This is a genomic window from Allorhizobium sp. Av2 (genome assembly GCF_021462805.2).
GTDB classification, from domain to species: Bacteria; Pseudomonadota; Alphaproteobacteria; order Rhizobiales; family Rhizobiaceae; genus Allorhizobium; species Allorhizobium vitis_G.
Map to the genome: position 1 here is coordinate 1,604,708 of NZ_CP192696.1, position 26,152 is coordinate 1,630,859.

General features: G+C 58.3%; 22 protein-coding genes. 11 read left to right on the top strand and 11 right to left on the bottom strand.

The genetic code is table 11. The features are described from left to right. The first annotated feature begins 69 nt into the window (after positions 1 to 69). Positions 70 to 1,128, top strand: a complete 1,059-nt coding sequence (queA, locus tag FS819_RS07735; RefSeq protein ID WP_156547678.1) for a tRNA preQ1(34) S-adenosylmethionine ribosyltransferase-isomerase QueA — start codon at positions 70 to 72, stop codon at positions 1,126 to 1,128. A gap of 2 nt (positions 1,129 to 1,130) precedes the next feature. Next, on the top strand, positions 1,131 to 2,261 hold the full coding sequence (gene tgt / locus FS819_RS07740; RefSeq protein ID WP_156547677.1) for a tRNA guanosine(34) transglycosylase Tgt: 1,131 nt from the start codon (positions 1,131 to 1,133) through the stop codon (positions 2,259 to 2,261). 13 nt (positions 2,262 to 2,274) lie between these two features. Here the strand turns inward: tgt and FS819_RS07745 are convergent, their stop codons facing one another. Beyond that, entirely contained in the window at positions 2,275 to 2,562 is a 288-nt protein-coding gene (locus FS819_RS07745; protein ID WP_197434054.1) for a hypothetical protein, read from the bottom strand. 339 nt (positions 2,563 to 2,901) lie between these two features. Here FS819_RS07745 and FS819_RS07750 point away from each other — a divergent pair, with 339 nt between their 5' ends. Both FS819_RS07750 and FS819_RS07755 read left to right on the top strand, forming a co-directional pair. Continuing rightward, on the top strand, positions 2,902 to 3,657 hold the full coding sequence (locus tag FS819_RS07750; RefSeq protein WP_156547676.1) for a metallophosphoesterase: 756 nt from the start codon (positions 2,902 to 2,904) through the stop codon (positions 3,655 to 3,657). A 121-nt stretch (positions 3,658 to 3,778) separates the two neighbouring features. After that, on the top strand, positions 3,779 to 4,366 hold the full coding sequence (locus FS819_RS07755; protein ID WP_234624419.1) for a DUF1349 domain-containing protein: 588 nt from the start codon (positions 3,779 to 3,781) through the stop codon (positions 4,364 to 4,366). Positions 4,367 to 4,506: 140 nt separating this feature from the next. On the opposite strand, the gene FS819_RS07760 is transcribed toward FS819_RS07755, so the two are convergent. The 4 genes from FS819_RS07760 to FS819_RS07775 form a co-directional block, all read right to left on the bottom strand. Next, positions 4,507 to 5,439 (bottom strand): XdhC family protein, encoded by a 933-nt coding sequence (locus tag FS819_RS07760; RefSeq protein ID WP_156547675.1) that lies wholly within the window; start codon positions 5,437 to 5,439, stop codon positions 4,507 to 4,509. Between the two features lie 75 nt (positions 5,440 to 5,514). Beyond that, positions 5,515 to 7,806, bottom strand: coding sequence for a xanthine dehydrogenase family protein molybdopterin-binding subunit (locus FS819_RS07765; RefSeq protein WP_156547674.1), 2,292 nt, complete (start codon positions 7,804 to 7,806; stop codon positions 5,515 to 5,517). Next, on the bottom strand, positions 7,803 to 8,786 hold the full coding sequence (locus FS819_RS07770) for an FAD binding domain-containing protein (protein WP_156547902.1): 984 nt from the start codon (positions 8,784 to 8,786) through the stop codon (positions 7,803 to 7,805). Before FS819_RS07770 ends, FS819_RS07765 begins: the two co-directional genes overlap by 4 nt. Then, entirely contained in the window at positions 8,786 to 9,259 is a 474-nt protein-coding gene (locus FS819_RS07775; protein WP_156547673.1) for a (2Fe-2S)-binding protein, read from the bottom strand. The genes FS819_RS07770 and FS819_RS07775 overlap by 1 nt, the downstream gene beginning before the upstream one ends. A gap of 328 nt (positions 9,260 to 9,587) precedes the next feature. On the opposite strand from FS819_RS07775, the gene FS819_RS07780 reads away from it, so the two are divergent. Next, positions 9,588 to 10,148, top strand: a complete 561-nt coding sequence (locus tag FS819_RS07780; protein WP_156547672.1) for a TetR/AcrR family transcriptional regulator — start codon at positions 9,588 to 9,590, stop codon at positions 10,146 to 10,148. Positions 10,149 to 10,203: 55 nt separating this feature from the next. Here FS819_RS07780 and FS819_RS07785 read toward each other — a convergent pair whose 3' ends face one another. Both FS819_RS07785 and cckA read right to left on the bottom strand, forming a co-directional pair. Then, complete coding sequence (locus FS819_RS07785) at positions 10,204 to 11,037, bottom strand: DUF3313 domain-containing protein (RefSeq protein ID WP_197434065.1); 834 nt, start codon at positions 11,035 to 11,037, stop codon at positions 10,204 to 10,206. 322 nt (positions 11,038 to 11,359) lie between these two features. After that, complete coding sequence (cckA, locus tag FS819_RS07790; protein WP_409050042.1) at positions 11,360 to 14,137, bottom strand: cell cycle histidine kinase CckA; 2,778 nt, start codon at positions 14,135 to 14,137, stop codon at positions 11,360 to 11,362. A gap of 281 nt (positions 14,138 to 14,418) precedes the next feature. On the opposite strand from cckA, the gene FS819_RS07795 reads away from it, so the two are divergent. Beyond that, a complete protein-coding gene (locus FS819_RS07795; protein ID WP_197435824.1) occupies positions 14,419 to 15,900 on the top strand; it encodes a flagellar biosynthetic protein FliO in 1,482 nt (493 codons plus the stop codon). A 378-nt stretch (positions 15,901 to 16,278) separates the two neighbouring features. Here the strand turns inward: FS819_RS07795 and dksA are convergent, their stop codons facing one another. Further along, entirely contained in the window at positions 16,279 to 16,698 is a 420-nt protein-coding gene (gene dksA, locus FS819_RS07800) for an RNA polymerase-binding protein DksA (protein WP_041696655.1), read from the bottom strand. A gap of 296 nt (positions 16,699 to 16,994) precedes the next feature. On the opposite strand from dksA, the gene FS819_RS07805 reads away from it, so the two are divergent. From FS819_RS07805 to FS819_RS07820, 4 genes are all read left to right on the top strand, one after another. Further along, complete coding sequence (locus FS819_RS07805) at positions 16,995 to 17,495, top strand: SixA phosphatase family protein (RefSeq protein ID WP_156547669.1); 501 nt, start codon at positions 16,995 to 16,997, stop codon at positions 17,493 to 17,495. 173 nt (positions 17,496 to 17,668) lie between these two features. Continuing rightward, positions 17,669 to 19,138: a YcjX family GTP-binding protein gene (locus FS819_RS07810; protein WP_234624420.1), complete on the top strand. Its 1,470-nt coding sequence runs from the start codon at positions 17,669 to 17,671 to the stop codon at positions 19,136 to 19,138. After that, positions 19,135 to 20,232 carry a YcjF family protein gene (locus tag FS819_RS07815; protein ID WP_156547668.1) on the top strand — a complete coding sequence of 366 codons (1,098 nt, stop codon included), beginning with the start codon at positions 19,135 to 19,137 and terminating at the stop codon, positions 20,230 to 20,232. The genes FS819_RS07810 and FS819_RS07815 overlap by 4 nt, the downstream gene beginning before the upstream one ends. Before the next feature lie 152 nt (positions 20,233 to 20,384). Then, positions 20,385 to 20,933: a hypothetical protein gene (locus tag FS819_RS07820; protein WP_156547667.1), complete on the top strand. Its 549-nt coding sequence runs from the start codon at positions 20,385 to 20,387 to the stop codon at positions 20,931 to 20,933. Positions 20,934 to 21,106: 173 nt separating this feature from the next. Here the strand turns inward: FS819_RS07820 and speB are convergent, their stop codons facing one another. After that, positions 21,107 to 22,162: an agmatinase gene (gene speB / locus FS819_RS07825; RefSeq protein ID WP_156547666.1), complete on the bottom strand. Its 1,056-nt coding sequence runs from the start codon at positions 22,160 to 22,162 to the stop codon at positions 21,107 to 21,109. Positions 22,163 to 22,187: 25 nt separating this feature from the next. Further along, positions 22,188 to 23,369: an aminotransferase gene (locus FS819_RS07830; protein ID WP_156547665.1), complete on the bottom strand. Its 1,182-nt coding sequence runs from the start codon at positions 23,367 to 23,369 to the stop codon at positions 22,188 to 22,190. A 377-nt stretch (positions 23,370 to 23,746) separates the two neighbouring features. On the opposite strand from FS819_RS07830, the gene sthA reads away from it, so the two are divergent. After that, complete coding sequence (gene sthA, locus FS819_RS07835; protein WP_070164859.1) at positions 23,747 to 25,171, top strand: Si-specific NAD(P)(+) transhydrogenase; 1,425 nt, start codon at positions 23,747 to 23,749, stop codon at positions 25,169 to 25,171. Positions 25,172 to 25,228: 57 nt separating this feature from the next. Here sthA and FS819_RS07840 read toward each other — a convergent pair whose 3' ends face one another. Continuing rightward, positions 25,229 to 25,981: an MBL fold metallo-hydrolase gene (locus FS819_RS07840; protein ID WP_156547664.1), complete on the bottom strand. Its 753-nt coding sequence runs from the start codon at positions 25,979 to 25,981 to the stop codon at positions 25,229 to 25,231. Positions 25,982 to 26,152 lie beyond the last annotated feature (171 nt).

The following is a 26,152-nucleotide window of genomic DNA, read 5'->3' on the forward strand; positions in this document are numbered from 1 at the left end:
TTTCTGTCAGCCCGCTCCGGCGTCACAGCGCCGGGGCGGGTTTTCGCGTTTCCAATCCCGTGCGGTATCATGCGTGTAGACCTGTTCGATTTCGACCTTCCAGACGAGAATATCGCGCTGCGCCCGGCCAATCCGCGCGATCAGGCGCGGTTTCTGGTCGTGCGCCCGGATGGGATGCCGATGCTGGAGGATCACCAAGTTTTCGAATTGCCGTCCTTCCTGAGGGCAGGGGATGCACTTGTCTTCAACGACACCAAGGTCATTCCGGCGCAGCTGGAGGGTGTTCGCATCCGGGAAGGGGCCGAGCGCACGCCGGTGTCCTGCACGTTGCATATGCGCGTTGCCGCCAATCGTTGGAAGGCCTTTGCAAGGCCCGGCAAGCGGATCAAGCAAGGCGATGTGATCGACTTTGCCGGCCTATTGGCGACGGTTGCAGAAAAAGGCGAGGCGGGCGAAATCGATCTGGAATTTGCCGCCTCCGGTCCTGATCTGGACCGGGCGATTGCTGGTGTCGGCCATATCCCGCTGCCGCCCTATATTGCCGCGAAACGCCCGGAAGACGGTCAGGATCGCACCGACTACCAGACCATTTATGCGCGGGAAGAGGGGGCGGTTGCCGCACCAACCGCCGGTCTGCATTTCACGCCTTCCCTGTTCGAGGCTTTGGATAAAGCCGGGATCGAGCGCCATTTCGTGACGCTGCATGTTGGGGCGGGGACCTTCCTGCCCGTCAAGGCCGACGATACCGACGACCACAAAATGCATCAGGAAATCGGCCATGTCTCGGCTGAGACGGCGGAGGCCCTAAACGCCGTCAAGGCGCGGGGCGGGCGGATCGTCAGTGTCGGCACCACCTCGCTACGGCTGCTCGAAAGCGCTGCCAGCGAGGATGGCCGTCTCCTGCCCTGGTCGGATGCGACGGGCATTTTCATCACGCCGGGCTACCGCTTCAAGGCGGTTGATGTGCTGATGACCAATTTTCACCTGCCGAAATCCACGCTGTTTATGCTGGTTTCGGCGTTTGCCGGGCTTGAAACCATGCGGGCTGCCTATGCCCATGCGATCGAGACCGGCTACCGTTTTTATTCCTACGGCGATTCCAGCCTGCTCTTCCGGAAAGACAAATAACAATGAGCGAGCAGTTCACGTTTACCCTGAAAGCCACCAGCGGCAAGGCGCGGCTTGGCGAAATCACCATGCCGCGCGGCACGATCCGCACCCCGGCTTTCATGCCGGTCGGCACGGTCGGCACGGTCAAGGCCATGTATCTTGATCAGGTACGGGAAGGGGGCGCCGATATCATTCTGGGCAATACCTACCACCTGATGCTGCGCCCTGGTGCCGAGCGTGTTGCCAGACTGGGCGGTTTGCACGAGCTGATCCGCTGGCCGCAGCCGATCCTGACCGATAGTGGCGGGTTTCAGGTTATGTCGCTCTCCGGCCTACGCAAACTGGATGAGCAGGGCGTCACCTTCAAGAGCCATATCGACGGTTCGCTGCATCACATGTCGCCGGAAAGATCCATCGAAATCCAGGGCCTGCTGGACAGCGACATCCAGATGCAGCTGGACGAATGCGTCGCCTTGCCCGCCGAACCGCGTGAAATTGAGCGCGCCATGGAAATGTCGTTGCGCTGGGCGGAGCGTTGCCGCGTCGCCTTTGGCGAACAGCCCGGCAAGGCAATGTTCGGTATCGTGCAGGGCGGCGATCAACCAGGCTTGCGCATTCGCTCCGCCGAAGGGCTGAAGCAATTGGACCTGAAAGGCTATGCCGTCGGCGGGTTGGCGGTCGGAGAGCCGCAGGAGGTGATGCTCAGCATGCTTGACATCACCCTGCCGGTGCTGCCGACAGAAAAGCCGCGCTACCTGATGGGCGTCGGCACACCGGACGATATGTTGAAATCGGTCGCGCGTGGCATCGATATGTTCGATTGCGTCATGCCGACCCGCTCTGGCCGTCACGGCCTCGCCTTCACCCGCCGCGGCAAGGTCAATATCCGCAACGCCCGCCATGCCGAAGATAAACGCCCCCTGGACGAACAATCGTCCTGCCCGGCGACAAGGGATTATTCACGGGCCTATCTGCACCATCTGGTGCGTTCCAACGAAGCGCTGGGCGGCATGCTGTTATCGTGGAACAACCTATCCTATTATCAGGAACTGATGCAGGGCATCCGCCAGTCCATCGCTGAAGGCAGGTTTGAGGACTTCATGGGCGAGACCATGGAATGCTGGGCGCGGGGTGATATCGAGGCGGCGTAACGGTTTGATCTGATCAGTGCTCTGCCATGTTAGACAGGGTGCCATTCAGAGCAACGCCAGACAGATGGACGGTTGAGATCGCATTCTGTGATGACCGCAAGGTCAGGGCCTCGATCAAGGACTGCTGGATGGCATCGCGCAATTGATACGATGTCTTCACCGTCTGTTTCTTGTCGAGCCACTGCGCTGCGTTGACAAGGTTTGCGCCTTCCTGAACCATGATCCTGCGCGCGCGCTCCAGCGCCCAGGCTTCCCAATCATTGTTGAGCCAATCATTGCCGAGAAAGTGATCAATAGACATATCATTTGCCCCCGGAAACATGTCCGTCATCAAAGCGATTCATTCGCAAGGGCAGACTAACAAATCTTATGATTCGCTAAAAAATAAAAACGCTTTAGATCCGATTTTTTCGTGAGATACCTGAGATTTACAAGGGGTATTTTCGAGCCATCAAGTCTAAGTTGGGTATTTGACAAAGTAGTTTTATTTAAAGTTGCCGACAGACGGACAAGAGTAATAGCTGGCGCGGTTTGAGCGTCAATTCCAATAGCCCCGGTGGTTTCATCCTCACGCATGATGGGTGGCGCAAAATGGGCAAAAATGACATGAGAACCAACAGGACATCGAGCTGGAGAGCATATGCGGATTTTTGTCGGATCGGATTTTCATGCGGACCATCAAGAGAACATGGACTGGCTCCGGCAGATCTCGACGCGCGACTACCGGCAGGACGTGCTGATCGTTGCCGGCGATGTGGCAAACGGCATGGCGCTGTTTCAGACTGTCATGGAACTCCTGGCCCAGCGATTTTTCAAGGTTCTGTATGTGCCGGGCAATCACGATCTCTGGGTTGATGCCGAAGGGCAGGGCTCATCCTTCGACAAATTCCAGCGGCTGCGAGCTGCCTGCGCCGATCTGGATATCGGCATGGAGCCACTGGCACTCGGCAACACGTTGATCGTCCCGCTGTTTGGCTGGTACGATTACTCCTTCGGCCCGCCCGGCTCCATCCTCAAACAGGCCTGGATGGATTACCGGCGCTGTGATTGGGAAGGCGGCTCCGATGACGAGGTCAGCCGGTTTTTCGACAGTGGCAATGCGGAGCCCGATACATCAGGATTTTCCTCGATCCTGTCTTTCTCGCATTTCCTGCCACGCATCGATCTGATGCCGGAACGCATGCCGGAAAAATACCGTTTCCTTTATCCCGTCCTTGGTTCCAGCCGGTTGGAAGACAGGATCGCGGCTCTTGGTTCGCACCTGCATATCTACGGTCACAGCCACCTCAACCGCCGTACCGTCAAGGACGGGCGCACCTACATCAACAACGCCTTCGGCTATCCTTCGGAGCGCCACATTGCTGCAAGGATGTTGATGCATGTGGGTGACGTCTAAGGGGCGTTTGTGCTGCGCTGGGTCCATGCTTGTTGTTGAGCCGGGCCTGTTGTTGAGCAGGTTGCTTACTTTCAGCACAACGGTTTCCGGAGGGTGAAGGTCAATTTAAGGAGGACAACTCGTGGACGTTAATCTCAAAGAGGCCAGTTGGCTCAATCAACCGGCGGTATGGCAGGCCACTAAAACTGGCCTTACTCTGACGACCGATGCGAACACTGATTTCTGGCGGAAGACCCATTACGGATTTACGCGCGACAGCGGGCATTTCCTCGGTACTCCCGTTGACGATGGATTCACGGCGTGTGTCCGCGTCCAGGGGGAGTTCAGGTCTCTCTATGATCAAGCTGGCCTTATGGTGCGCATTGACGAAAATCGATGGGTCAAGACCGGTGTGGAGTTCACCGATGGAGAACGCTTCCTGAGTACAGTCATCACTGACGGGAAATCTGACTGGTCAGTGTCTCAGCCTTTCAAAGACCTCGAAGATTTCTATATTCGGATTACACTGAAGGAAGGCGCGATGCGCATTCAGGCATCGTCAGATGGGAAGGTGTGGCCGCTACTGCGCCTTGCTCCGTTTCCAGAGGCTTCTCGTTATCTCGTCGGCTTGACTGCGTGTACGCCGGAACGAGGGGGGCTGAATGTTCGGTTCTCAGAGTTCACAATAGGCGCGGCGATAACGACCGATCTTCATGACCTTACAGCGTAGCAGTGCCAACAAGCGTTCCGCGTTATCGATCGAAACCTTTCGTAGACCTTCGTTGCATTTGAAAGTGGAATCTACCCCCCCTACATACCAAGGTTAGATAAGATAGATTATGGAACTATTTGCTATCCAAAGAATGAGAATTACCCGAACCGGGCAACTCGAGTGGCGGCAAGATCAGCCAGCACGGACAATGCCAAGGACTGGGCATCCCGGGCTCTATTGAAGATGCCGATGGGTGATTTGATGCGGGCTAAGTCGGTTTCACTGTATCCGAGGTCTCGCAGCCGTTCCATCCGCCGTGCATGGGTTCTGGCGCTGCCGAGCGCGCCGAGATAGAAAGGCTCAGCGCCAAGTGCTGCCTGAAGAACCGGTATTTCCAAATCGATATCGTGGTGCAGAAGCGCCACTGCCGTATCTGCATCAATCCGGCTGACATCCGGCTCAAGGTTGGCGTTATCGTGACGATAAACCTCGTAGCCCGCAGCCTCGGCGATCCTGGCTGTCGTATCAACTTCGATAGACCGGCCTGACAGAAAAATCCGCGCCTTTGGACGGTAGACCGTGACGAAACGTCCGCTTTCCCAACCGGTGCGTTTCGGCGCCTCAATTGCTGTTAAGGCCTGTTTCGACGGTTCGTAGCGCAGACCGGCTAGAGACCGGTTTTCAAGGCTATCAAGTACGTTGCGGATCGGCGCGCTGTGGCGAAGAACGTGGATAGCGATGGTGATGCCGCCGCCACAGGGCAGCACGATATCGAAAAACGGCGATCCTTCGCCAAACAGAACGTGGCGGTCCGTGCCTTCGCCAATAGCGTCCACCGCTTCGCTGGCCACCGCCGCCTCTATGCAGCCGCCGGAGACGAAGCCGCAATAACGGCCATCGTCGCGGATCGCCATATGCGCGCCGAGTGCGCGGGCCGAGCCACCCCGGATCTCTATAAGCGTGGCCAATGCGACTCCTGCCCCGCCGTCGAGACAGTCAATCGCGAACCGTAATATATCCGCGGCACTATCTGTCGAAAATGCCCTTTCAGGTACCAAGGTCCTGAAGACTGTTTGGGATGTGTTGTTCATTCAGGCACCACTTTCTTGCCCTTCGTCATACCGTCGGCGCAGGCCGCGCCGACGGTATTTAAGGGAAGCCTTTCCTCAGATGAGCTTTTCCAGAGTGATCGGCAGATCGCGGACACGCTTGCCGGTGGCATGGAAGACAGCATTGGCGATAGCAGGCGCGACACCGACAATCCCGACTTCGCCGACGCCTTTGCCGCCAAGCGCAGAGGCTTCGTAGTCAGGTACACCCACTGAAATCACTTGGATATCGGGAATGTCGGCATTGGTCGGCACGAGATAATCCGCCATATTATTGTTGACGACGCGCCCATTGCGGCTATCCACCAACCCCTCCTCCAGCAAAGCCTGGCCGATACCCATGATGATGCCACCGCGCCATTGGCTTTCCACCATTTTCGGATTGTAAAGCCGTCCGCAATCGAAGGCGGAAACCATGCGCGACACCCGAACAGTGCCAAAATCCTCATCGACCCGAACCTCGACGAAGTGAGCGCACCAACTGTGCATGGACGTGTCGCCCATGGTCGGGCCTTGCACTCTTGCCATGCTGGTCCAGGCGCCCTTATGGTCGGCGGCACTTTGGGCATCGTCGGGCAGCGTATTGCGCCGCACTTCAATCTCATCTGTGTTCAGGGCTGTCATCAGCTCGGGCAGGGTGATCGAAGGACCCTCACCGCGCGACATGGCAATCCGGCCATCGCTCAATGTCAAAATATTGGCGCCGGTCTCGCGGAACGGCGAATTGGTGTCGTTCAGGGCAAGCGCCAGGATTTCGTCGCGGGCAGCCAATGCGGCCTTATGGACAGCGCCAGTAATCGACCCGGCCAACATCGACCCACCGGCAATAGCCGATCCCGGTAGCCTGGAATCGCCAAGCACAACGTCAATCTGCTCGACAGGCACGCCCAGCGCTTCGGAAGCAGTCTGGGCAAGGATCGTGTAGGTACCCTGCCCCATGTCTATGGCGCCGCTGACCACCTCAACGCGCCCATTCGCCAGAATGCGGATCATCGCTTCGCTCGGCGCGCGGATCACCGGGAAGGTTCCGCAGCCGATGCCCCAGCCGATCAGTTGGCGTCCGTCGCGCATGGTCCGGGGTTGAGCACTGCGCCGTGACCAGCCAAAGGCCTCGGCGCCTTGGATGAGGGCCTCACGCAATTGGCGCGTGGACCACGGCTTGCCCGATTGATAATCGCGGTCAGCATAGTTTTTCAGGCGGATTTCCAGTGGGTCCATACCGATGGCAGCGGCCAGTTCGTCCATGGCGCATTCAATGCCAAAGGCGCTCGGGTTTTTGCCTGGCCCCCGTAAAGCGCCTGGCGTGACGGTATTGACTGGCACAACGCGATGCTCGGAACTGAAATTCTCCACCTTGTAGAGGATCGGTGTCGCAGCGCCGGTCTGCTCTGGATAATCCATGTAGGTGGAAGTCTCACTGGCGCCGCGATGAAGGATTGCCTGCAAAATCCCGTCTTGCGTTGCACCCAGGGCAATGGTCTGGCGCGTCGCGGCACGTCCACCGTAACTGGTGAAATTCTGTGGCCGGGTCACGGCCAGTTTGACGGGACGGTCCAGCTTTCTCGCCGCTGCCGCTGCCACAGCACCATAGGCCAGCGCCCCGCCCTTGGAGCCGAAACCGCCACCAATAAACGGTGAGATGATACGGACATTCTCCAGCGGCAGGCCGAACCATTCGGCGTAGCTGCGTGCCATGCCGTGGGTCCATTGGCTCGGCTCCCAAAGCGTCAACCGGTCCTCGTCCCACTGAGCGGTCAGGCCATGCGGCTCCATGGCGACATGGTATTCGCGCGGTGTCCGATATTCAGCTTCAATGCGCACAGCAGAAGCTGCCAGCGCAGCCTCGGCATCACCCCAGGATACGTTAAGATTGTCCATCGGCTTGCCTGGACCGGAATTTGGATCGTCCAGTCCATTGGTTGCCGTAGTTTCTTCATAGACGACACGAACCAGCTTCGCTGCTTCGGCTGCCTGCTCCCGGCTTTCGGCGATGACGGCTGCAATCGATTGGCCATTGAAGCTTACCGTATTCGACAGGGGATAATAGGGCTGGTTATCAGGTCGATTTCCGTACCAATCAGACGCGGTGATCAGGCCGAGGTCGTCCTGCGGTGTCAACACCATCAGCACGCCCGGTGCAGCCTTGGCTGCTGTTGTATCAATCGATACCACCCGACCGGACGCAATCGTGCTTTGCACCAGAACCGCATGGGCGGCGTTCTCCACTGGGTATTCCAGCGCATAGGTCGCAGCCCCAGTGATCTTTCTCTGTCCTTCGAACCGCGAAAGACGGCCACCGACCGCGCCGTCTGCGGCATCGCCGTGCTTGCGTGCTGTCACTATCGTCATGCGAGACCTCCCAGAGTGAGGACGGCGCGGGCGATAACGCGCGGCGCCAGTTGGATCTTGTGGTGATTATCGCCCTGCGATACCGCGCCTTCCATCGACAGCCGGCTGGCCTGCTCCACGGTTTGCGGCTCAAGCAGCTTGCCGGTCAGCGCCTGTTCAACGGCGCGGACCCGCCATGGTTTGCTGGCCACGCCACCAAGCGCAATGCGAATATCCCGGATCGTGCGGCCATCCTCTTCCAGTTCCAGGCCAACGGCCGTACTGGCTGCGGCGAATTCGTAGGACTGACGGTCGCGGATCTTCAGATAGGTGGAATTTTCAGCCGCAGCGGATGCCGGAATGGCAATGGAAAGGATCATTTCTCCCGGCTTCAACAGGGTTTCGAGATGGGGCGCATCGCCATAGGGCAAAAAGAAATCGTCGATAGCGATTTGCCGCTCACCCACATCCACCGTGGCATCAAAGGCGGTCAGCGCCACGGCAAGATCGCCGGGATAGCTGGCAATGCAGAGATCGCTGGTGCCAAGCACTGCATGGTTCCGGGTCACGCCGCCGATGGCTGAACAGCCGGAACCCGGTGCGCGCTTGTTGCAGGCTGCAAATGTGCCAGGATCACGGAAATAGGAACAGCGGGTCCGTTGCATGAGATTGCCACCAACCGTCGCCATATTGCGCAACTGGGCCGACGCCGCCAGAGACAGCGATTGCGCAACAGCTGGGAACCGCGCCTTTATGGCAGGATGGTCGGCCACGGTGGACATTCTGGCCAGGGTGCCAATGGTGGCTCCAGTTTCGTTTACGGTAATGGTGCCAAGTCCGGCCAGATGGCTGATATCGAGGACATTATCCGGCTCCGCAACACCGGATTTGGCAAGGTCAAGCAAGCTCGTACCACCGGCCAGCAGCGTGGTCTTTGGTTGGTGCGTTGCCTCACGGGCTGCTTGTATCGACGATGCCCGGCTATAGGAAAAGCTCTTCATCATGCAGCCTCCGCCGCGTCACGCACCGCCGCCACGATGCTGTTATAGGCCCCGCAGCGACAGAGGTTTCCAGACATATATTCGCGAATTTCCGCATCCGATCCCGCATGCCCCTCGCGGATGCATGCCACAGCCGACATGATCTGGCCGGGTGTACAATAACCGCATTGAAAGGCATCCTGTTCCAGAAAAGCTGTTTGAACCGGATGCAATTCGCCATTCGGCGCCGCAATGCCTTCTATCGTGGTGATCGCATGGCCTTCCGCCTGGGCTGCCAGCATCATGCAGGACAAGACCCGCTTGCCATCGACATGGCAGGTGCAGGCGCCGCACTGACCCTGATCGCAGCCCTTCTTGGTGCCGGTCATCGACAAATGCTCGCGAAGCGCGTCAAGCAAGGTCACGCGCGGTTCAACGTCACATTCGTGAACCGCGCCGTTGATGGTCAAGCTGAGATGAAGTGTTGCTGGCATGATAAGCTCCGTGCTGTCGCTTAAAAGAGTGAGTAGGCGCCATGCGTTTGCATAAACGCATGGCGCTTGCCGTCTCGGACGAAAATTTCAAAGGCGATTGTGGACAGCCTCAGCTGTCAGAAACGATGCCGACTTGAAGGACGGGAGATGCGCACTATTTTTAACATGACATCCTCCCCTCTTCTGGACTATGACTTGGAAGGCCCTTTTAAACGGAGGCGCCTCCGTTTAAACTAGCGGTTTGTCGTCTTTCGTCAAGCCCCAATTGTCCCGGAGCAGAATTTTGGCATCGGCTGCCTCGAACACATCTTCGCCGAAGGCACCTAAAATGCGTGCGGATGCCCTGCGAAACCGGGAGAAATTGGTCGAGGTTGCAGCCCTCGCCTTTGCTGAAAAAGGCGTCGAAACCTCGCTTGAAGATATCGCAAGGCAGGCAGGCGTCGGTATTGGCACGCTTTACCGCCATTTTCAGACGCGCGAACATCTTGTCGAGGCGATTTACCGGCGCGAATTGTCAAGCCTGGCAGAAGCGGCGACGGAGCTTGCGACAACACTTCCCGCCGATATGGCGCTGGAGGAATGGATGCGCCGTTTCGTTGGCTATATCGCCACCAAACGCGGCATGGCCAATAGCTTGAAAATTATTATGAATTCCAATTCCACCCTGTTTGCGGAGGGCTCCGGCCTGATCCGCGATGCGGTCGCCCGGCTGATGGCAAAGGCGCAGGAGCAGCAGCTCATTCGCGACGATATCGGCGAGGCTGACGTGCTGCACGCCCTCTCCAGCATCTATTCCATGCCCGACACCCCGGAATGGCGCGACCGTTCGCATCGGCTGATCGGATTGCTGATGGATGGATTGCGCCACAAAAGCCCATCCAAAAGCTGACGGCTTGGACCGAAACCTGGAGGCTGAAAATCAGCTTCCAGGCTCGATGGTCTCCTTACTGCTTGCCAGCTTTGTCCGACCAGGATGGTGGCGCGCCGACCATCGTTCCAACCATTCCGCCAATGCCCGGTGCCCGCCCGAAGGCTTCGCAGGCGGCATTCTTGGGTGCGCCGCCCAGTCCCGATTTCAGCTTTTGCCCTGATGGCAAGGATAGGTTGATGCCGGAGGGTTTCTGGCCTTTTTGCAGCATCTGCGAAAACTCACCGGCAAAGGACGAGGCCAGACCATAGGCATCGCCGACTTCGGAGACGCGAGGGCCATTGGTTATCGAGTTTGCACCCCTGGACCAGACGATTGCCGCCACTTGTGTTCCCTGCGGGGTAAGCGCTTCGGCTTCCACCGCAAGGCCGCCAAGACCGATGGGAAGACGGGGAATACCGACCGGCAGGACGGCGGATGTTCCAAGCGTTGTCACCTTGGAAACACCAGCGGCAATCTTGCCGGTCGGAACGATGTCGGTAATCTCCGCTTGCACGGTCAAATCGGCAGGCTCTCCGGGGCGAACCACAAGAAACCTGTCGCTGAGATCGATGCACAATGCCCGATCCAGCGCGTTGGAAACCAGCCGGTCACTGCCTGATTCATGGAGCTTCGAGCGCGCCTGCGGTGATAATTTCGTCGGTGAAATGGCGATCGAGCGGGCTGTCAGCAGCGATTGTTGATCCAAAAATACCCGTGACTTAGCGATTTTGCCCTCGACCGGCCCTAGCTTTTCATAGGATTTGAGAGAGCCCGATTGCGTCAATGGAACCGAGCCGCAACCGGAAAGACCGAGAACCAATGCCAAGGGAAAAATCGCCGAAAAGCGAGAGCGGTTTTCCAGTCTCATCTCGCGATTGGCAAATGCACACGCACGCATATACGTCATAAAATAACGACCTCTTCTTCAAGCCTTGGCACATATGTCGTGATCGATTCGCAAATCCAGAAAGATGTCGAAGCCAGGGGCAATGGCTCCTTCTATAGAAATCGATTCAAGGCAATTTCGGGGTGTTTCGCGTGGCAACCACGAATATAATTATCCTAAATAAAAGTTTTTATTTAAAGCCATATCGGCACATCCAAGGTGCTGCTTAAATCTCCTCCCACAAGCCATCATACGCCTTATAAAGCGCATGATGGCTCTCCCCGTCTCTCAATCTACAGTCCGTTCATGCATCCAGCATTTCGCGAACGGCGATGGCCAATTGCTTGAGGGAGAAGGGTTTCGGCAGGAAGCCGAATTTGGCATCTGCAGGCAGGTTTCGCGCAAAAGCATCCTCGGCATAACCAGAAACGAAGATGAATTTCATATCCGGATAGGTCTTGCGCAATTCCTTCAACAACGATGGGCCATCCATTTCCGGCATCACCACGTCGGATACGACAATATCGACCTTGCCTTCCAGTTCCTCCATGATTTCCAGCGCTTCGACGCCGGAGCAGGCCTCGTGGACCGTATAGCCTCTGGTTTCCAGCATGCGCTTGCCGCCGCGCCGCACGGCGTCCTCGTCCTCTACCAGCAGAACCACGGCGGATTTGCCTGTCAGGTCGTCCGGTTCCTTGGAGTTTTCGGATTCGGACGCAGCCAGAACCCGGCCATTGCCCTGCTGGGCTTGCGCGCCCGGTGCAAGGGTCGCATCAATGACAACAGGCTCAACAATATGGCGCGGCAGGAAAATCCGGAATGCCGTGCCTTCGCCAACCTCCGACTCCAGGTAGATATAGCCGCCGGACTGTTTGACGATACCATAGACCATGGCAAGTCCTAGCCCGGTCCCCTTACCCACATCCTTGGTGGTAAAGAAGGGTTCGAAGATCTTGTCGATGATCTCAGGGGCGATACCAGTGCCCCTGTCGGCCACTTCGATCAGCACAAAATCCTCATGCGGCAGGCCGCGATGATTATAGGCGGCCGCTTCGACACCGGTGACATTGCGGGTGCTGATGGTGATATTGCCGCCTTGCGGCATGGCATCGCGGGCATTGACGCAGAGATTGATCAGCACCTGTTCGAATTGAGAAAGATCCGCCTTGACCGGCCAGAGATCCCGTCCGTAATCCACATGCAGCTTGACATTGGTGCCTGAGATCAGCCGGTCGACCAGCATACGCAGGTCGCCGATCACATCGGTCAGGTTTAGAACCGTTGGGCGCATGGTCTGCTTGCGTGAGAAAGCCAGCAATTGGCGTACCAGAACAGCGGCGCGATTGGCATTGCGCTTGATTTCCATCAGGTCGGCAAAGCTCGAATCCGAAGGCCGCGCCTGGAGCAGCAGATGGTCGGAAGACAGAAGAATGGCCGTCAGAACATTGTTGAAATCGTGGGCGATGCCCCCGGCCAGCGTGCCGACGGCATTCATCTTCTGCGTCTGGGCCATCTGGGTTTCCAGAGCCTTCTGGTCGGTGACGTCAACCGCATAGACAATGGCCGCCTCTTCCGGCGCTTCGTCGCTCTGATCGATGACCGCGTTCACGTAGAACCGAAAATGGCGCATGTCATCCAGGGGATGGCGCGAATCAATCGGTGCGATGTCTACCTGCCGGTCGCGCGCCTGCGACAACGCCTCGGCGAATACCGGACGCTCATTATCATGCAGGACCGCATCCAGCCGGATCTTGCGGTCGATATCGTCGCGAGAAACGACATCCGAAAAGAATTTCAGGAACGGCGCATTGGTGCGCAGGATGCGCCCCTGCCCGTCCACCGAGGCAATTGCCATCGGCGTATTATTGAAAAACCGGGTGAAGCGCATGGAGGCAGAGGAATCCGAACGGTCACCGGCAATGACCTCCTGACGGGCCAGCACGATCGTCCGGCTCTCCCCCGGCGCGCCATCGCGGGCCGAACGAACCCTATGGACAAGGCGGGCTGGAAAACTGCGGCCATCGGCACGGCGCAGGTCAAGATCGAGCGTTGCGGTCTTCGACAGGCCGGGTTCGGCCTGTACCGACTGGATCAGCGCCATGCCCTCGCCTGCAACAAGGTCCTTGAGATAGATGGCGCCTGGCGAAAATTGCGTGAGATCGATGCCGAGCCATTCCGAAAGGGTGGCGTTCAGATAGAAGATCTCGCCCTTGCGACCAGCCGAAAAGAAGCCGGCTGGCGCATGATCGAGGTAATCGATCGCGTTCTGTAATTCCTTGAAAAACCGCTCCTGGTCATCACGGTCGGCGGTAATGTCGGCAATCTGCCATATCTGAAGGCCTTTGTGTGGCCCCTTCTCCACCAGACGGCGAGCCCGCAACCGGTACCAATGCGCGCCGGAACCATTGCCGGAAAACGGTCCGAGCGGTTTTAGCAGCCGAAACTCCTCCTGCCCGTCCCGGTCTTCGCGCAAGCCATTGATCAGCCGGTAAAGCGCTTCACCAGCCTCACGATGGCGAGACAACAGCGCTTCCAGAGTCTGTACGTCTGTCGCCCGGCGCGCGCCGGTCATCCGGCCATAGGCGGCATTGGCATAAATAATGTGCCCACGCGGATCGGTGACCAGCGTTCCCTCGCTCTGGCTGTCGAGGAAGGCGCGGCCAAGACCGTCCGAGGGCGTTTGCGGCATGACTTCGATAAACCCGATGATCGCCGAGACCAGGAAAAAAATACCGACAATGGCCAGGACGCCCAGCACACCCAGCACGATCTGGTTGTCCAGCGAGTTCTTGAAAACCACGAAGGCGGCGGCGGCGGCCAGCAGAACAAAGGCCAGGATGACGATGCGAAACGCGGCCCCGCTACTCGGCCTGCGATCCACCAGCGGGCCTACGCTTTCGTCTGTGTGCTGCTGGTTTGTCATTCGGTCCTCATCTCGGCGTTCATTTGCCTTGTTATTCGGCGCCTTGTCACCCGGCACCTTATCCATCCGGTGCTTTGTATCCGGCAGCATTGCCACCACGATAGCCGGTCTCGCACGGCCTGTCCCGTCGCCATTGCCGGGAATCACGGTTAGCAACATCTTTACCAACTTGAATGGGCAGCAAAAAGCGCAGCAAGGCCACCATTGCCAGCCATTCACAGCCAATCCCACACTCTCAGGTGCAATCTGGCGCAGATCTTCGGCACCTTACCCCTTCACTTCGTGGGCAATCGCAATAAATAGGCAGGGAATAAATGCCGGAGCTTGCTTGGCCATGGTGCGATGCGCCATATAGAGCCCGCATAGCTTTGCCTCTTTTTCAAAGGCAAAGTCGAAAATAGCGTTGAATGACCACCGATACTCGGACGGAGACAGCCACCATGATGGACGATATTCTCAACGCCTATGGCAGCCGCTTCCTGATCGCCGCCGGTGGGGTGTTTCTCGCCCTCGCCGTGCTGGTCGTGATATTGTGGATCCTCAAAAACCGGGCGCCGTCGCCATTCGTGCGCGGTGGGCGCAATCGCCAACCACGCTTGCAGGTGCTGGATGCCGCCGCCGTGGATGCTCGCCGCCGACTGGTGTTGATTCGCCGCGACAATATCGAGCATCTCATCCTGATCGGCGGCCCGACTGATATCGTGGTCGAAAGCGGCATTGGCGAGCCTAAGGCCTATCTGGCCGGGGAGCTTGCCGCCAATGAGGCACTTGCCAGGAACCAGGAGCTCCTCAAGGCTCAGGAATTGGCTGCTCTTGCCTCCCGCCAAGCCAAGCAAACCGAACCGGCGACGCAAGCCGCGTTGCAGACACCGCCCTCACGACTGGAAACCCAACCGACACGGCAGGAGCCGCGTCCGCAACCAGTCTCTGCACAGCCTCAGAAGCCAGTTGCGAGACCGGTTGCGGCGGCTCCGACTCAGGAGACCCTATCCACAGCCGTCCAGGCAATGCCCGCACCGCCTGCCCCGCAGCCTGCTGGGCAAAAACCTGTGCAGGCCCCCGCCGCGCTAAAGCCCACACCTGACGACAATATCCAGCGTCCACAGAGCGTTGAACGCCCGCCGCAACCCGCCGCACCCCAGATTACGCCAGAGCAGGCTCAGACACCGCAGGCTCAATCAACAAAGGCTCCAGTCACTCAGGCGGTAGCGCAGGCCGAGAACCGGCAAGCAGCCCCGGAACCTGTGTCTACGGTGGCAGCCCCGGAAATTCCGATGGCGTCAAATGTCAGAGCCGAGCCGCGGTCAACCGAGACCATCAACGCCGAGCCTGTGACCGGTGTTTCGTCGCCGCGACATTCTGCGGCGCCGGTTATCAGCCCGCCATCGGGCGCTGGTCGCAACGAGGCACCAGCTGACACCGCACCGGACGTTGAGCCGCCCATGATGGCGAGCAAGCCCGCCGACGTGTCGATGCCAGTTTCCGAGCCTCGGGTTGCTCCCGCGACGACATCCCCTCAGGAGGCCAGCGTGTTGCTGGATGCTGCGCGCGAACGGGTATTGAAAGCACGGGTCGAACCTTTTTCCGCAGATCGCTACAAGAGGCCGACCCCGCCCGACGAGATCGACCTGTCACCTGAGCCTAATGCCGAGAAAACCCCGCAGGAAGATTCCGGGCCGGACCTCGACACTCTGAAAAGTGAATTTGAAAAGATCCTCGACGGCGAAATTCTGACCCAGCCAGCGGCGCGTCCAAAACCAACCGTTGAACCACCGGTTGCCCGCGCCATTGCGCCTCTCAGAATGCCGCCCGGTGCCAATCCTCAAGCCACCGTGACATCCGACCCCGCACCGAAGGAAGGCAATTTGCAGGACGAAATCGCCCGGATTTTCGGTGAAATGGGCGCTCCGCGCAAGAATTAGGGTTCGCCTTAGGGAAAAGGGAACCCAACTTCGCTGAAAAACTGCATCTAAGGCAACCGCCCGTCATCTGGCTGCATTGATGGGAACGATTCAATAACAATCGATTCCTTTGCTGTGTGCCTCATAGAAGGCATCGGCGCTCGGGCAATCTCACGTAAGGCTTTTTTTTAACTCGACTATGATCTGGAAAATCTTCAACAGACCACCGAAACGGAAGAGGCTATTCTAGCAAACAGCCGCATAGGCGGACATAACGGGTTTTAATGCACCGTCTTACGCCACAGAATGCCTACGCCTTGGCCATGCCTCTCAGCACAGCACCGCACGCAGAACCTCTGCGCGCGTTTCCCTCTGAAAGCTGGGCTGACTATTTTTGGTCTATTCGTCTCGATAGACTTTTTCGCGTCGCTCGTGGCGTTCCTGCGCTTCGATCGACAGGGTCGCGATCGGGCGGGCGTCGAGGCGCTTCAAGCCAATTGGCTCACCGGTTTCCTCGCAATAGCCATAGGTGCCATCGTCGATCCGTTGCAACGCAGCATCAATCTTGGAGATCAGCTTGCGCTGCCGGTCACGCGCTCGAAGCTCGATTGCGCGGTCGGTTTCCGAAGATGCCCGGTCTGCAAGGTCAGGGTGATTGGCACTCTCTTCCGCGAGATGGCCGAGGGTTTCCCTTGCCTCCCGCAGGATGTCGTTTTTCCAAGCGATCAACTTGGCGCGAAAATAAGCTCGCTGGTTCGCGTTCATGAACTCGTCGTCATCCGAGAGCACATAGTCGCTAAGATTGATCTTCTCACTCAACGCGATTCTCCTGAAGAACATCTCAATGGCGGACGTATATACTTTGAAAAGGTCGCATTCAAGCCTTACTCAAGGCTTTCCTTGATTTTTAAATCTGTTACAAAAATCAGCTAAAGGACTATTTTTTCATCGTTTTTCCTTCGTGTGGCTTATTTGTCGCAGAACCCCTTGACAAAGGTTTACACCCAGCGCCTCCAGCCTGGTCACATACCTCTTCCAGCCGCTACAACCCATCCTGTTGACGCCGCATGAACTGGCGGGATAGGTAAGGCTTCGATCCAACGGACACCATCTGCATGACCGTCACTGTCTCCAAACCTTTCCGGGTCTATCTCATGCGGCATGCCGCCGCCGATTGGCCTGGGGCCGGGCAAAAGGATTTCGACAGGCCCTTGAGCAATACGGGTTACGCTCATGCCGAGATGATAACCGGCATGGCTGCGGACAAAGGTTACCGCCCCGATCTGGTGATCTGTTCGACAGCTGTCAGATGTCGTCAGACAGCGGATGCCGTGCGCCGCAGCATGTGCGCAGAGGATGTGGAAATCCGCTATATCGATGCGCTTTATAACGGTGGCGCCGAGACCTATCTGGAAATCCTGCACTCCTCTTCCCCGCAGGGGTCGATCATGCTGATCGGCCATAATCCGGCAATCGAAGAGTGTCTGCATGTGCTGATCGGCGAACAGGCTTTGGCCAGCACCATTCCGCAGGGCTACCCGGCGGGCGGACTGGCGATTATCGACGCAGCAGACACCCCCAGCCGATGGCAGCTTGTGGATTTTCTTCAGCCCTGAGGGGTCGGCTACCAAAAGCGTATGTGGCAAAGGCGCACGTAGCAAGGACGCGCAAGCGGTCATGACGCAATGGTCTTAGGCTTAAGTCTTCAATCCACTGGGCCGTCATCCGCTGGGCCTTCAATCCGCTGGCGCGCACCCTATATGCAGGCAAACAACAGGACCATTGCCCAGTGCCGCCATCCATGACCAGCTTTACCGATGAGACCCGCATCGCGCTCGACAATCTTGCCGACCGGGCCTCGAACCTGCTGTATCCAACGATCCGTCTCGGGGTCACGGGCCTGTCGCGGGCCGGCAAAACCGTCTTTATCTCCTCGCTGGTCCATAACCTGCTGAATGGCGGCCGCCTGCCCTTGTTCGAGCCGCTGCAATCAGGCCGTATTTCCCGCGTCACCTTGGAACCGCAGCCGGATGATGCCGTGCCGCGCTTTCAATACGAAGACCATATTCGCGCGCTGGTCCGCGATCGGGTCTGGCCGGGCTCTACCCGGGCCATTTCTGAACTGCGGCTGGTGGTGGAGTATCAGAGCGCCAGCAGCTGGGGCCGGATATTTTCCTCCGGCAAGCTCGCCATCGACATCGTCGATTATCCCGGCGAGTGGCTGCTGGATCTGCCGCTTCTCGCTCAGGATTATGAGACCTTCAGCCGCAACACCGTGGAACTGGCCCAGACAGGCATCCGCAAGGAATTGTCGGCGCGTTGGCTGGGATTGGCAAGCCGGGTCGATCCGGATGCGCCCGCCGATGAAACCACCGCCCGCCAATTGGCGGAGGCTTTCGCCGATTATCTGAAAGCCTGCAAGGCCGACGAGCGGTCACTTTCGACGCTACCGCCTGGCCGATTTCTGATGCCGGGCGATCTTGACGGGTCGCCAGCGCTGACCTTTGCGCCGCTGGCGTTGAAGCCCGACACCAAGATCGTCAGGGGTTCGCTGCGCGCCATGATGGAGCGTCGCTACGAATCCTATAAAAGCGTGGTGGTCAAACCGTTCTTCCGTGAACATTTTGCCCGTCTCGACCGCCAGATCGTGCTGGTCGACGCGCTCCAGGCCATCAATCGCGGACCGGAAGCAGTGCAGGATCTGGAGCGGGCGCTGGCCGATGTGCTGACCTGCTTTCGCCCCGGCAGTTCCAGCTGGCTGCGGGGCCTGCTTGGACGGCGGATCGACAAGGTTTTGGTGGCCGCCACCAAGGCCGATCATTTGCATCACGAAAGCCACGAGCAATTACAGGCCGTCACCAGACGGCTGGTGGATGGGGCGATCACCTCCATCGGCATGACGGGCGCGGGCATTGAGGTGGTTGCCCTCGCCTCGGTGCGGGCAACGCGGGAAGCGACCGTCAAGCAGGATGGTCATCTGCTGCCAGTCGTTGTCGGCACGCCCATGCAGGGCGAAACCATCGGCAACGAGCGCTTCGATGGCAACCGCAAGACAGCGGTCTTTCCAGGCGACCTGCCGGATAATATCGAAAGCCTGTTTCAAACGCCAAAATCCGGAAAAGACACCGGGCCGGATCTCAACATTATCAGATTTCGCCCGCCGGAACTGGACGAAACTGGCGGCGGCATAAAGCTGTCCATTCCACACATCAGGCTCGACCGCGCCCTGCAATTTCTCCTCGGAGACCGTCTGGCATGAGCAAGACACCAGAAGATCAACGCCCGATGCCACGCCGGCCTGCGGCCTTTTCGCTTGAGGAGCCATCTTCCTCCCCTGCCCGCCCGCCTTTTGTCGAGGCCCCAGAGCAGCAAAAGCGCGCGCCAAAAAGCTTCGATGCCAATGTGACGATCACGCCCGATGCTGAGGACCCGTTCCTGGCAGGTTTGAGCGAAGACGACGCCATCGTCCCGATTGCAAGACCCGCCAAGCGCCGCTTTTCCTTCGGCAAGCTGGCCGGTGCGGCATTCGGCGCGCTTGCTTCCTTTGCAATCGGTCTCTGGATCGACGATCTGATCCGTGATCTTTTCACCCGCGCCGATTGGCTTGGTTATACCGCACTGACCCTGCTGGGCATCGGCCTATTGGCGCTGACAGTCGTGGTAATCCGGGAGCTGGCTGGCATTTACCGGCTGAATGCCGTGCAGACCATCAAACAGCGTGCCAGCGCACTTTCCTTGCAGGGAACAGCCAGCGAAGCGCGCAAACTGGTCAAGGAGGTCGAGGATCTGACCCAGCACCGGGCAGAAACCGCCAGAGGCCGGAGCGTGCTGAAAGCTGCCGAAAACGACATTATCGATGCACCGCATCTGATTGCCTTGGCCGAACGAGAATTGCTGGCACCTCTGGATGCCAAAGCGCGCGGCCTGATTATCAATGCCTCAAAGCGGGTTTCTGTGGTCACCGCCGTCAGCCCGCGCGCCCTTGTCGACCTTGCCTATGTGCTGTTTGAAGTGGTGCGTCTGGTACGCGCCATGGCGGACCTTTACGGAGGCCGCCCCGGCTCCATCGGCATGTTACGGCTCTTGCGCGATGTCTTTGCTCATCTGGCCGTGACCGGATCGATTGCCATTGGCGATGGCCTTGCCCAACAAGTTCTGGGTCACGGCCTTGCCTCACGGCTATCGGCACGGCTTGGCGAAGGGGTGATCAACGGGCTGATGACGGCGAGAATCGGTATTGCCGCCATGGACCTCTGCCGACCCCTGGAGTTCAAAGCGTTAAGACGTCCAGGCATTGGAGACTTTATGCCAGCGCTGAAACCAGCCATCAATCCCAGCGACAAGGCATTGTAAAACTTACAAATTCAGAAAAACCTTCTTCAAGACATCTCTTGTGGGACAAAGGGCGCAAACCGCATCGAGACCGCGGCAACTAAGGAAATATTAACCATCCTGGCATTATAAATCAGCAACCAAGTGTTCGTCGATTACGCCAAGGAAAGCCGATGCCGCACCGTTTCTCTTTGCTACTCGGCAGTTTTGCCGTTGCCTGCGCCATTGCCCTTCCGGCAGGCGTTGCTGATGCCGCCCCGAAGGATCGCCAGTTCTTCGAATCCGTTTCCGGTGCCTGGAGCGGACCCGGCGAAATCGTCGCTGGAAAGTATAAGGGTACAAAATTCAACTGCAATCTGACGGGTGAGCCTGTCGAAGGTGCAGAGGCTGGCATCAAGTTGGGCGGGACGTGCCGGGTCGGCGTGTTTTCTCAGCCGATGAATGCGGTGATCTCAATGAAGGGCGGCGCCTATAGCGGCCAGTTCCTCGACGGCGCCGAAGGCAAGGGCCTCGACATCATCTCCGGCCAGGTGAATGGCGATAAGGTGGTCATGGGCATCAACCGCGCCAAGCTGAACGGCGCCATGGTCGCCAGCATCGAAGACGAAAAAGCCATGAACGTCACCATTTCCGTCAAGGTCGAAGACCGGATGATCCCGGTCATTGGTTTGCGGCTCAACCGCCAGGTTGACCAGTTGGCCGTCGGCTCAATCAAGAAATAAACCGACTTTCAATGGCGGTAACAGTTTTGGAACCCGGCATCGAGAGATTGCCGGGTTTTTAGTTATGGAAAAATAGACATTCACCTTCGAGGACGTTTTAGCTGCTTCATAAAAAGGCGTGGGAGACTTGGTCACCCTCGCCCCGCCTTTACCCTTACCACGTCTTGAAATGTCTATTCCTTGCCGATGGACGGACTGTAAACCATCAGGCTGAGGATTTCGAACAGCACCTGGGCACCCGCCTGGGCAGTATTGGTCGTCGCGTCATATTGTGGCGCGACTTCCACCACATCGCCACCGACAAGGTTGATGCCTTTCAGACCGCGCAGCAATTCCAGCACCTCGCGCGTGGTCAAGCCGCCAACCTCGGGCGTGCCGGTTCCCGGCGCAAAAGCCGGATCGAGACTGTCGATATCAAAAGACAGATAGGTCGGACCATCCCCGACCACCTGCAAAGCCTTGGCGATCACCGCTGGAATGCCAAGCGCTGAAATCTCCTCGGCATGAATAACCGTCATGCCGCTTTCATAGCTGAATTCCCAGAGATATTCGGCCGGTCCGCGAATGCCGATCTGCACCGTGCGCGTCGGGTCCAATACGCCGTCCAGCACCGCATTGCGAAACGGACCGCCATGGTGAAACTTGGTCTGATCGAACAGGCCACTGGTATCGCAATGAGCATCGATATGAATAAGCCCGACAGGTCGGTCTTTTCCAACGGCCTTCAGGATCGGATGGGTGATTGAGTGATCGCCACCGACACTGAGCGGCACCACTCCTTGCGCCACCATCTGGCCAATACGGTTTTCAATATCGACATGGCTCTGTTCCAGCCGATAGCGGCTGGCAAACGGCACGTCACCGACATCCGCCACCTTCAACTCATGTACAGGCGCGCAATCCAGCACATGGTTATACGGCCCGATCCGCTCGATGGTGCGCAGTGCCCGTGGCCCGAAGCGGGAACCAGGGCGGTTGGTGACGCCAAGGTCCATCGGCACACCGATGATCCCCACGTCCAGACCGCCGAAATCCGGATTCTCCGCTTCGACCTGTCGATAGGGAGCCGATAGAAATGTCGGAATGCCCGAATAAGGAGCAAGCCTCGTCCCCTTGCTGTCAAAGATTTTTTCAGCCACCCGCTTGAAGCGTGGATCAAACACTTCTCCGCCGGTCTCGCCGCCGTATTTACGCCGCAGCGCGTCGAGCTTTTCATTGTCGAAGGCCATAGCCGTCACCTTTTCCAGACAGGGTTCAACCAGCCATCGTAAATGTCCTCAACCGGTCCGGCAATGTCGCTATGGTCGGGCAATCGACATTGGCGAAGGCAAGCCGCAGATAGCCCTCCTGCCGCGACCCGAAAAATCCGCCGGGAACCGCCAGAATGCCTGCTCGCCGCGCCAGTTGCTGCGCGACATCAATGGAGGCCGCCTGTCCGAACGGATGGCGGGCAAAGGCGAAATAAGCGCCGATCGATGCCAAATGCCATTGCGGCAGAAGGTCGAAGGCCTGACGCAGCGCCACGGCACGCCGGGCGATCTCGGCGGCGTTGTCCGCCCGCCAGCCATCCAGAACCGGCAAAGCCTTGGCAAGCGCGATCTGGGCAGCGCGCGGCGCGCAGATCTGCAAATTATCCATAATCTTGGCAATTTGCTCCACCACAGGTGCGCCAGCGCAAATCGCCGCCAGGCGGTGACCGGGGATGGCGAAGGATTTCGAAAAACTGTAAATCTGGATCAGACCCTCCGGCCAATCCGGCTGCGAAAACAGGTCATGCGGCCTGCCGAATCCAGGATCGAGAAAATCGCGGTAGGTTTCATCGACAATCAGCCAGACGCCATGGGCGCGGCAGAGCCGGTAGAGATCGGCGAGCAATTCCTTCGGATAGACCGCACCGGTCGGATTGTTGGGCGTTACCAGCGCCAACGCCTTGATGCCGCTTTTCACCACCTGTTCGGCCCGGTCGAGATCCGGCAGGAAACCGTTATCGCTGTCGCAGGGCAAGGCAACCGTTTCAATGCCCAGCATGGCGAGCGTCGTATCATGGTTGAAATAGAAGGGATCGGTCAGCGCGATCCGCTCACCTGCTCCCGCCAGCGCCATGGCAGCACAGATGAAAGCCTGGTTTGCACCGGCGGTGATGTGAATCTGCTCCGGCGTAAAACCTGCACCATAAAGCTCGGACAGATGCGTGCAGTAGGCCTGCCTGAGCACCAACTCCCCCTCGATTGCCCCATAGCCGCAGGCCTCTGCGGACCCCGCCGCCTGTGCGAGCCAGGCCAGCAGATCGGCATGCGGTGGATGGCCGGGCGCTGCCTGCGACAGATCGATCAACGGTCCAGCCGCTCCATCATAAGCGCGTCCCCAACCGAAAACCGAGGGAATAGGCGGCGTCGCGAGCCGGGCGACGCGCGGATTGAAGGAGGCAAGAGACATGGGAAGATCCATATTGGCGGGAGGAACATGAAATATATAGGCTGTCCCGACCGGTTGGCGCAATCACTGAGCCACCGGACCTGGATGTTCTTCCACAGAGACCCCGGAAATCGCCATCTGCTATATATATCAGTCTGATAACACCATTTCCGGATTCGTTTTATGAACGGTCCGATCCTTTCGCGGATTCCTCTCGTCCAGTAGGAGCCCCTAAAAGACCCACTTTTTTAAGGGGATTTTTTGTGTGCAGCGCAATGCGGGATAACCAAACAGTTAGAATGCTCTGCTATCATTGTCGTCATTGGCATACGCAATTGCGTTGCGAGACAAGCCAGGCAACGGTCAAGGCAGGCCGGTAGCAAACAGGAAGAACGGATATGTACCAGTATGATCTCGTGGTAATCGGCAGCGGTCCCGCAGGACGCCGGGCTGCCATTCAGGCCGCCAAGCTTTCCAAGAAGGTCCTGGTCATTGAGCGCGGCGGTCATGTCGGCGGGGTCTCCGTCCATACCGGCACCATCCCTTCCAAAACGCTGCGTGAAACGGCTCTCAACCTGACCGGCTGGCGCGAGCGCGGGTTTTATGGCCGCTCCTACCGCGTCAAGCAGGAAATCAGCGCCGATGACCTTCGCCGCCGGTTGCTGATTACCCTCGACCATGAAGTCGATGTGCTGGAACACCAGTTTTCCCGCAACCGAGTGCATCAGTTGCGCGGGCATGCCATCTTCCTTGATGCTCATACGCTTGAGGTCACCAAGGAAGACGGCGAAGTGCAGCGGGTCAGCGCCAATGCAATCCTGCTGGCAGTCGGCACCCGCCCGCACCGGCCTGCCCATATCGCCTTCGATGGCGTCAGCATTCTCGACAGCGATGATATCGTTCATATCAAGGACGTGCCGCGTTCCATGGTGGTGATCGGCGCGGGCGTTATCGGCATCGAATATGCGACGATCTTCAGCGCTCTGGATACCCAGGTGACAGTGGTTGAACCGCGCGACAGCATGCTGGATTTCATCGACAAGGAAATCGTCGAGGACTTTTCCTACCAGCTCCGTGACCGCAATATGAAGCTGATCTTCGGACAATCGGCGGAAAAGGTCGAAAAGGAAGATGGCAAATGTCGGGTGACGCTGAAGAATGGCCGGGTGCTGAATTCCGAAATGGTGCTGTTTGCCGCAGGCCGCGTCGGCGCCACCGATACGCTGAACCTTGCAGCCTGCGGGCTGGAGGCTGATAACCGTGGCCGGTTGAAGGTCAATCCGGAGACGTTCCAGACCGATGTTCCCAATATCTATGCCGCGGGTGACGTGGTCGGCTTTCCAAGCCTGGCCTCCACATCGATGGAACAGGGCCGCATCGCCGCCCGCCATGCGGTTGGCGCGCCCTCGGGTGAGCCACCGCAATATTTCCCCTACGGCATTTATGCCGTGCCGGAGATTTCCACCTGTGGACTGACCGAGGAAGAGGTCAAGCAACGCGCCATTCCCTACGAATGCGGCATCGCCCATTTCCGCGAGACCTCGCGTGGCCATATCATGGGCCTCGATAGCGGCATGTTGAAAATGATCTTTTCGCTGAAAACCCGCCGCCTGCTTGGCGTTCATATCGTTGGCGAAGGCGCAACCGAACTGGTTCATATTGGCCAGGCCGTGCTGAACCTGAAGGGAACAGTGGAATATTTCGTCGAGAACACCTTCAATTACCCGACGCTGGCCGAAGCCTACAAGATCGCCGGACTAGACGCCTGGAACCGGATGGGAGAACTGAAGGTCGAAAAAACCGTGAAAAATGCGGCGCAATAGGCTCGAAAACCTGGCATTCGCCAGAGCTAACCCGCTGCGCACTTTTGCGGGAATAGTCTAGAAAACCAGGCTGGCGCCATCAGCGGGAATGTAGAGCCTTGCTCTCGCCTCTGGCGCTTGCCTCTGTGTGGCGGCGGCAAGATCGGCGCGACTGACGGTGGCGTGGTCGACGGCGTCGAGATGAGTCGCTATGACCATGGCTTGGGGCGCAAGGTGCAAGACCTCCATCACCATGGCGGCATCCATTACCAGCGGTCCACAGCCGTTCCATTCCGCACCGCAGGCGTGAACGACAATCACATCCGGGCGGTGATCGATAAGTCCCTGGCGCACCGCATCGCACAGGATGGTGTCACCAGCCCAGTAAAGCACCGGCTCCCCGGCGGCCCGCAGCAGGAAGCCGCTGACGTCTCCCATATCCGCCAGCACCTCAGGCGGCCCGTGCTGGCCATCTGTCGTTTCCAGGCACACGTCGCCAAGCTGCGTGCCACTCTCAAGCCCCATCACCCGCGAAAAGCTAAGGGCACGGATCGCCGCCACATCACGTGGGTGGCAGAACAACGCGATGTCAGGTGGCAATAACCGTATAGCAACATCGTCGAAATGATCGGAGTGAAGATGCGAAACCAGCACCGCGTCAATGCCATGAAGCACCTGCTCGACCGGGATTTGCAGATCGACCAGTGGCGAGGTCAAGGCCCCACGATAGCTTCGGCCCTGCCCCTTGGCTGCAAGCCAAGGGTCGATCAGCAGCGTTTGCCCGGCCATCTTTAACCGCAGCGTGGCACTGCGGATCAATTCTATCTGCATGCCGCTCTCCCAACCATGCGGATTTCTCAATAGCTTTCTATCAAAGACGGTTGATTCTCTGGAAGAGCTGGCCCTGTCGGGCGTCACCCCGCCTTTCAGAAAGACCGTCATCACCATAAAAAAAACCGCCCCGAAGGGCGGTTTTATCATTACCGAAGTCGCAGAAGGTAC

What these genes read in the sequence shown, in the direction of transcription:
- FS819_RS07765 (WP_156547674.1), bottom strand. Translation starts at nt 7,806, where the DNA reads ATGACGATAGTGACAGCACGCAAGCACGGCGATGCCGCAGACGGCGCG.
- FS819_RS07745 (WP_197434054.1), bottom strand. Translation starts at nt 2,562, where the DNA reads ATGTCTATTGATCACTTTCTCGGCAATGATTGGCTCAACAATGATTGG.
- sthA (WP_070164859.1), top strand. Translation starts at nt 23,747, where the DNA reads ATGTACCAGTATGATCTCGTGGTAATCGGCAGCGGTCCCGCAGGACGC.
- FS819_RS07760 (WP_156547675.1), bottom strand. Translation starts at nt 5,439, where the DNA reads ATGAACAACACATCCCAAACAGTCTTCAGGACCTTGGTACCTGAAAGG.
- FS819_RS07795 (WP_197435824.1), top strand. Translation starts at nt 14,419, where the DNA reads ATGATGGACGATATTCTCAACGCCTATGGCAGCCGCTTCCTGATCGCC.
- FS819_RS07775 (WP_156547673.1), bottom strand. Translation starts at nt 9,259, where the DNA reads ATGCCAGCAACACTTCATCTCAGCTTGACCATCAACGGCGCGGTTCAC.
- FS819_RS07840 (WP_156547664.1), bottom strand. Translation starts at nt 25,981, where the DNA reads ATGCAGATAGAATTGATCCGCAGTGCCACGCTGCGGTTAAAGATGGCC.
- FS819_RS07785 (WP_197434065.1), bottom strand. Translation starts at nt 11,037, where the DNA reads ATGAGACTGGAAAACCGCTCTCGCTTTTCGGCGATTTTTCCCTTGGCA.
- tgt (WP_156547677.1), top strand. Translation starts at nt 1,131, where the DNA reads ATGAGCGAGCAGTTCACGTTTACCCTGAAAGCCACCAGCGGCAAGGCG.
- FS819_RS07830 (WP_156547665.1), bottom strand. Translation starts at nt 23,369, where the DNA reads ATGTCTCTTGCCTCCTTCAATCCGCGCGTCGCCCGGCTCGCGACGCCG.
- FS819_RS07780 (WP_156547672.1), top strand. Translation starts at nt 9,588, where the DNA reads ATGCGTGCGGATGCCCTGCGAAACCGGGAGAAATTGGTCGAGGTTGCA.
- FS819_RS07750 (WP_156547676.1), top strand. Translation starts at nt 2,902, where the DNA reads ATGCGGATTTTTGTCGGATCGGATTTTCATGCGGACCATCAAGAGAAC.
- FS819_RS07805 (WP_156547669.1), top strand. Translation starts at nt 16,995, where the DNA reads ATGACCGTCACTGTCTCCAAACCTTTCCGGGTCTATCTCATGCGGCAT.
- FS819_RS07770 (WP_156547902.1), bottom strand. Translation starts at nt 8,786, where the DNA reads ATGAAGAGCTTTTCCTATAGCCGGGCATCGTCGATACAAGCAGCCCGT.
- FS819_RS07820 (WP_156547667.1), top strand. Translation starts at nt 20,385, where the DNA reads ATGCCGCACCGTTTCTCTTTGCTACTCGGCAGTTTTGCCGTTGCCTGC.
- cckA (WP_409050042.1), bottom strand. Translation starts at nt 14,137, where the DNA reads ATGTTGCTAACCGTGATTCCCGGCAATGGCGACGGGACAGGCCGTGCG.
- queA (WP_156547678.1), top strand. Translation starts at nt 70, where the DNA reads ATGCGTGTAGACCTGTTCGATTTCGACCTTCCAGACGAGAATATCGCG.
- FS819_RS07815 (WP_156547668.1), top strand. Translation starts at nt 19,135, where the DNA reads ATGAGCAAGACACCAGAAGATCAACGCCCGATGCCACGCCGGCCTGCG.
- speB (WP_156547666.1), bottom strand. Translation starts at nt 22,162, where the DNA reads ATGGCCTTCGACAATGAAAAGCTCGACGCGCTGCGGCGTAAATACGGC.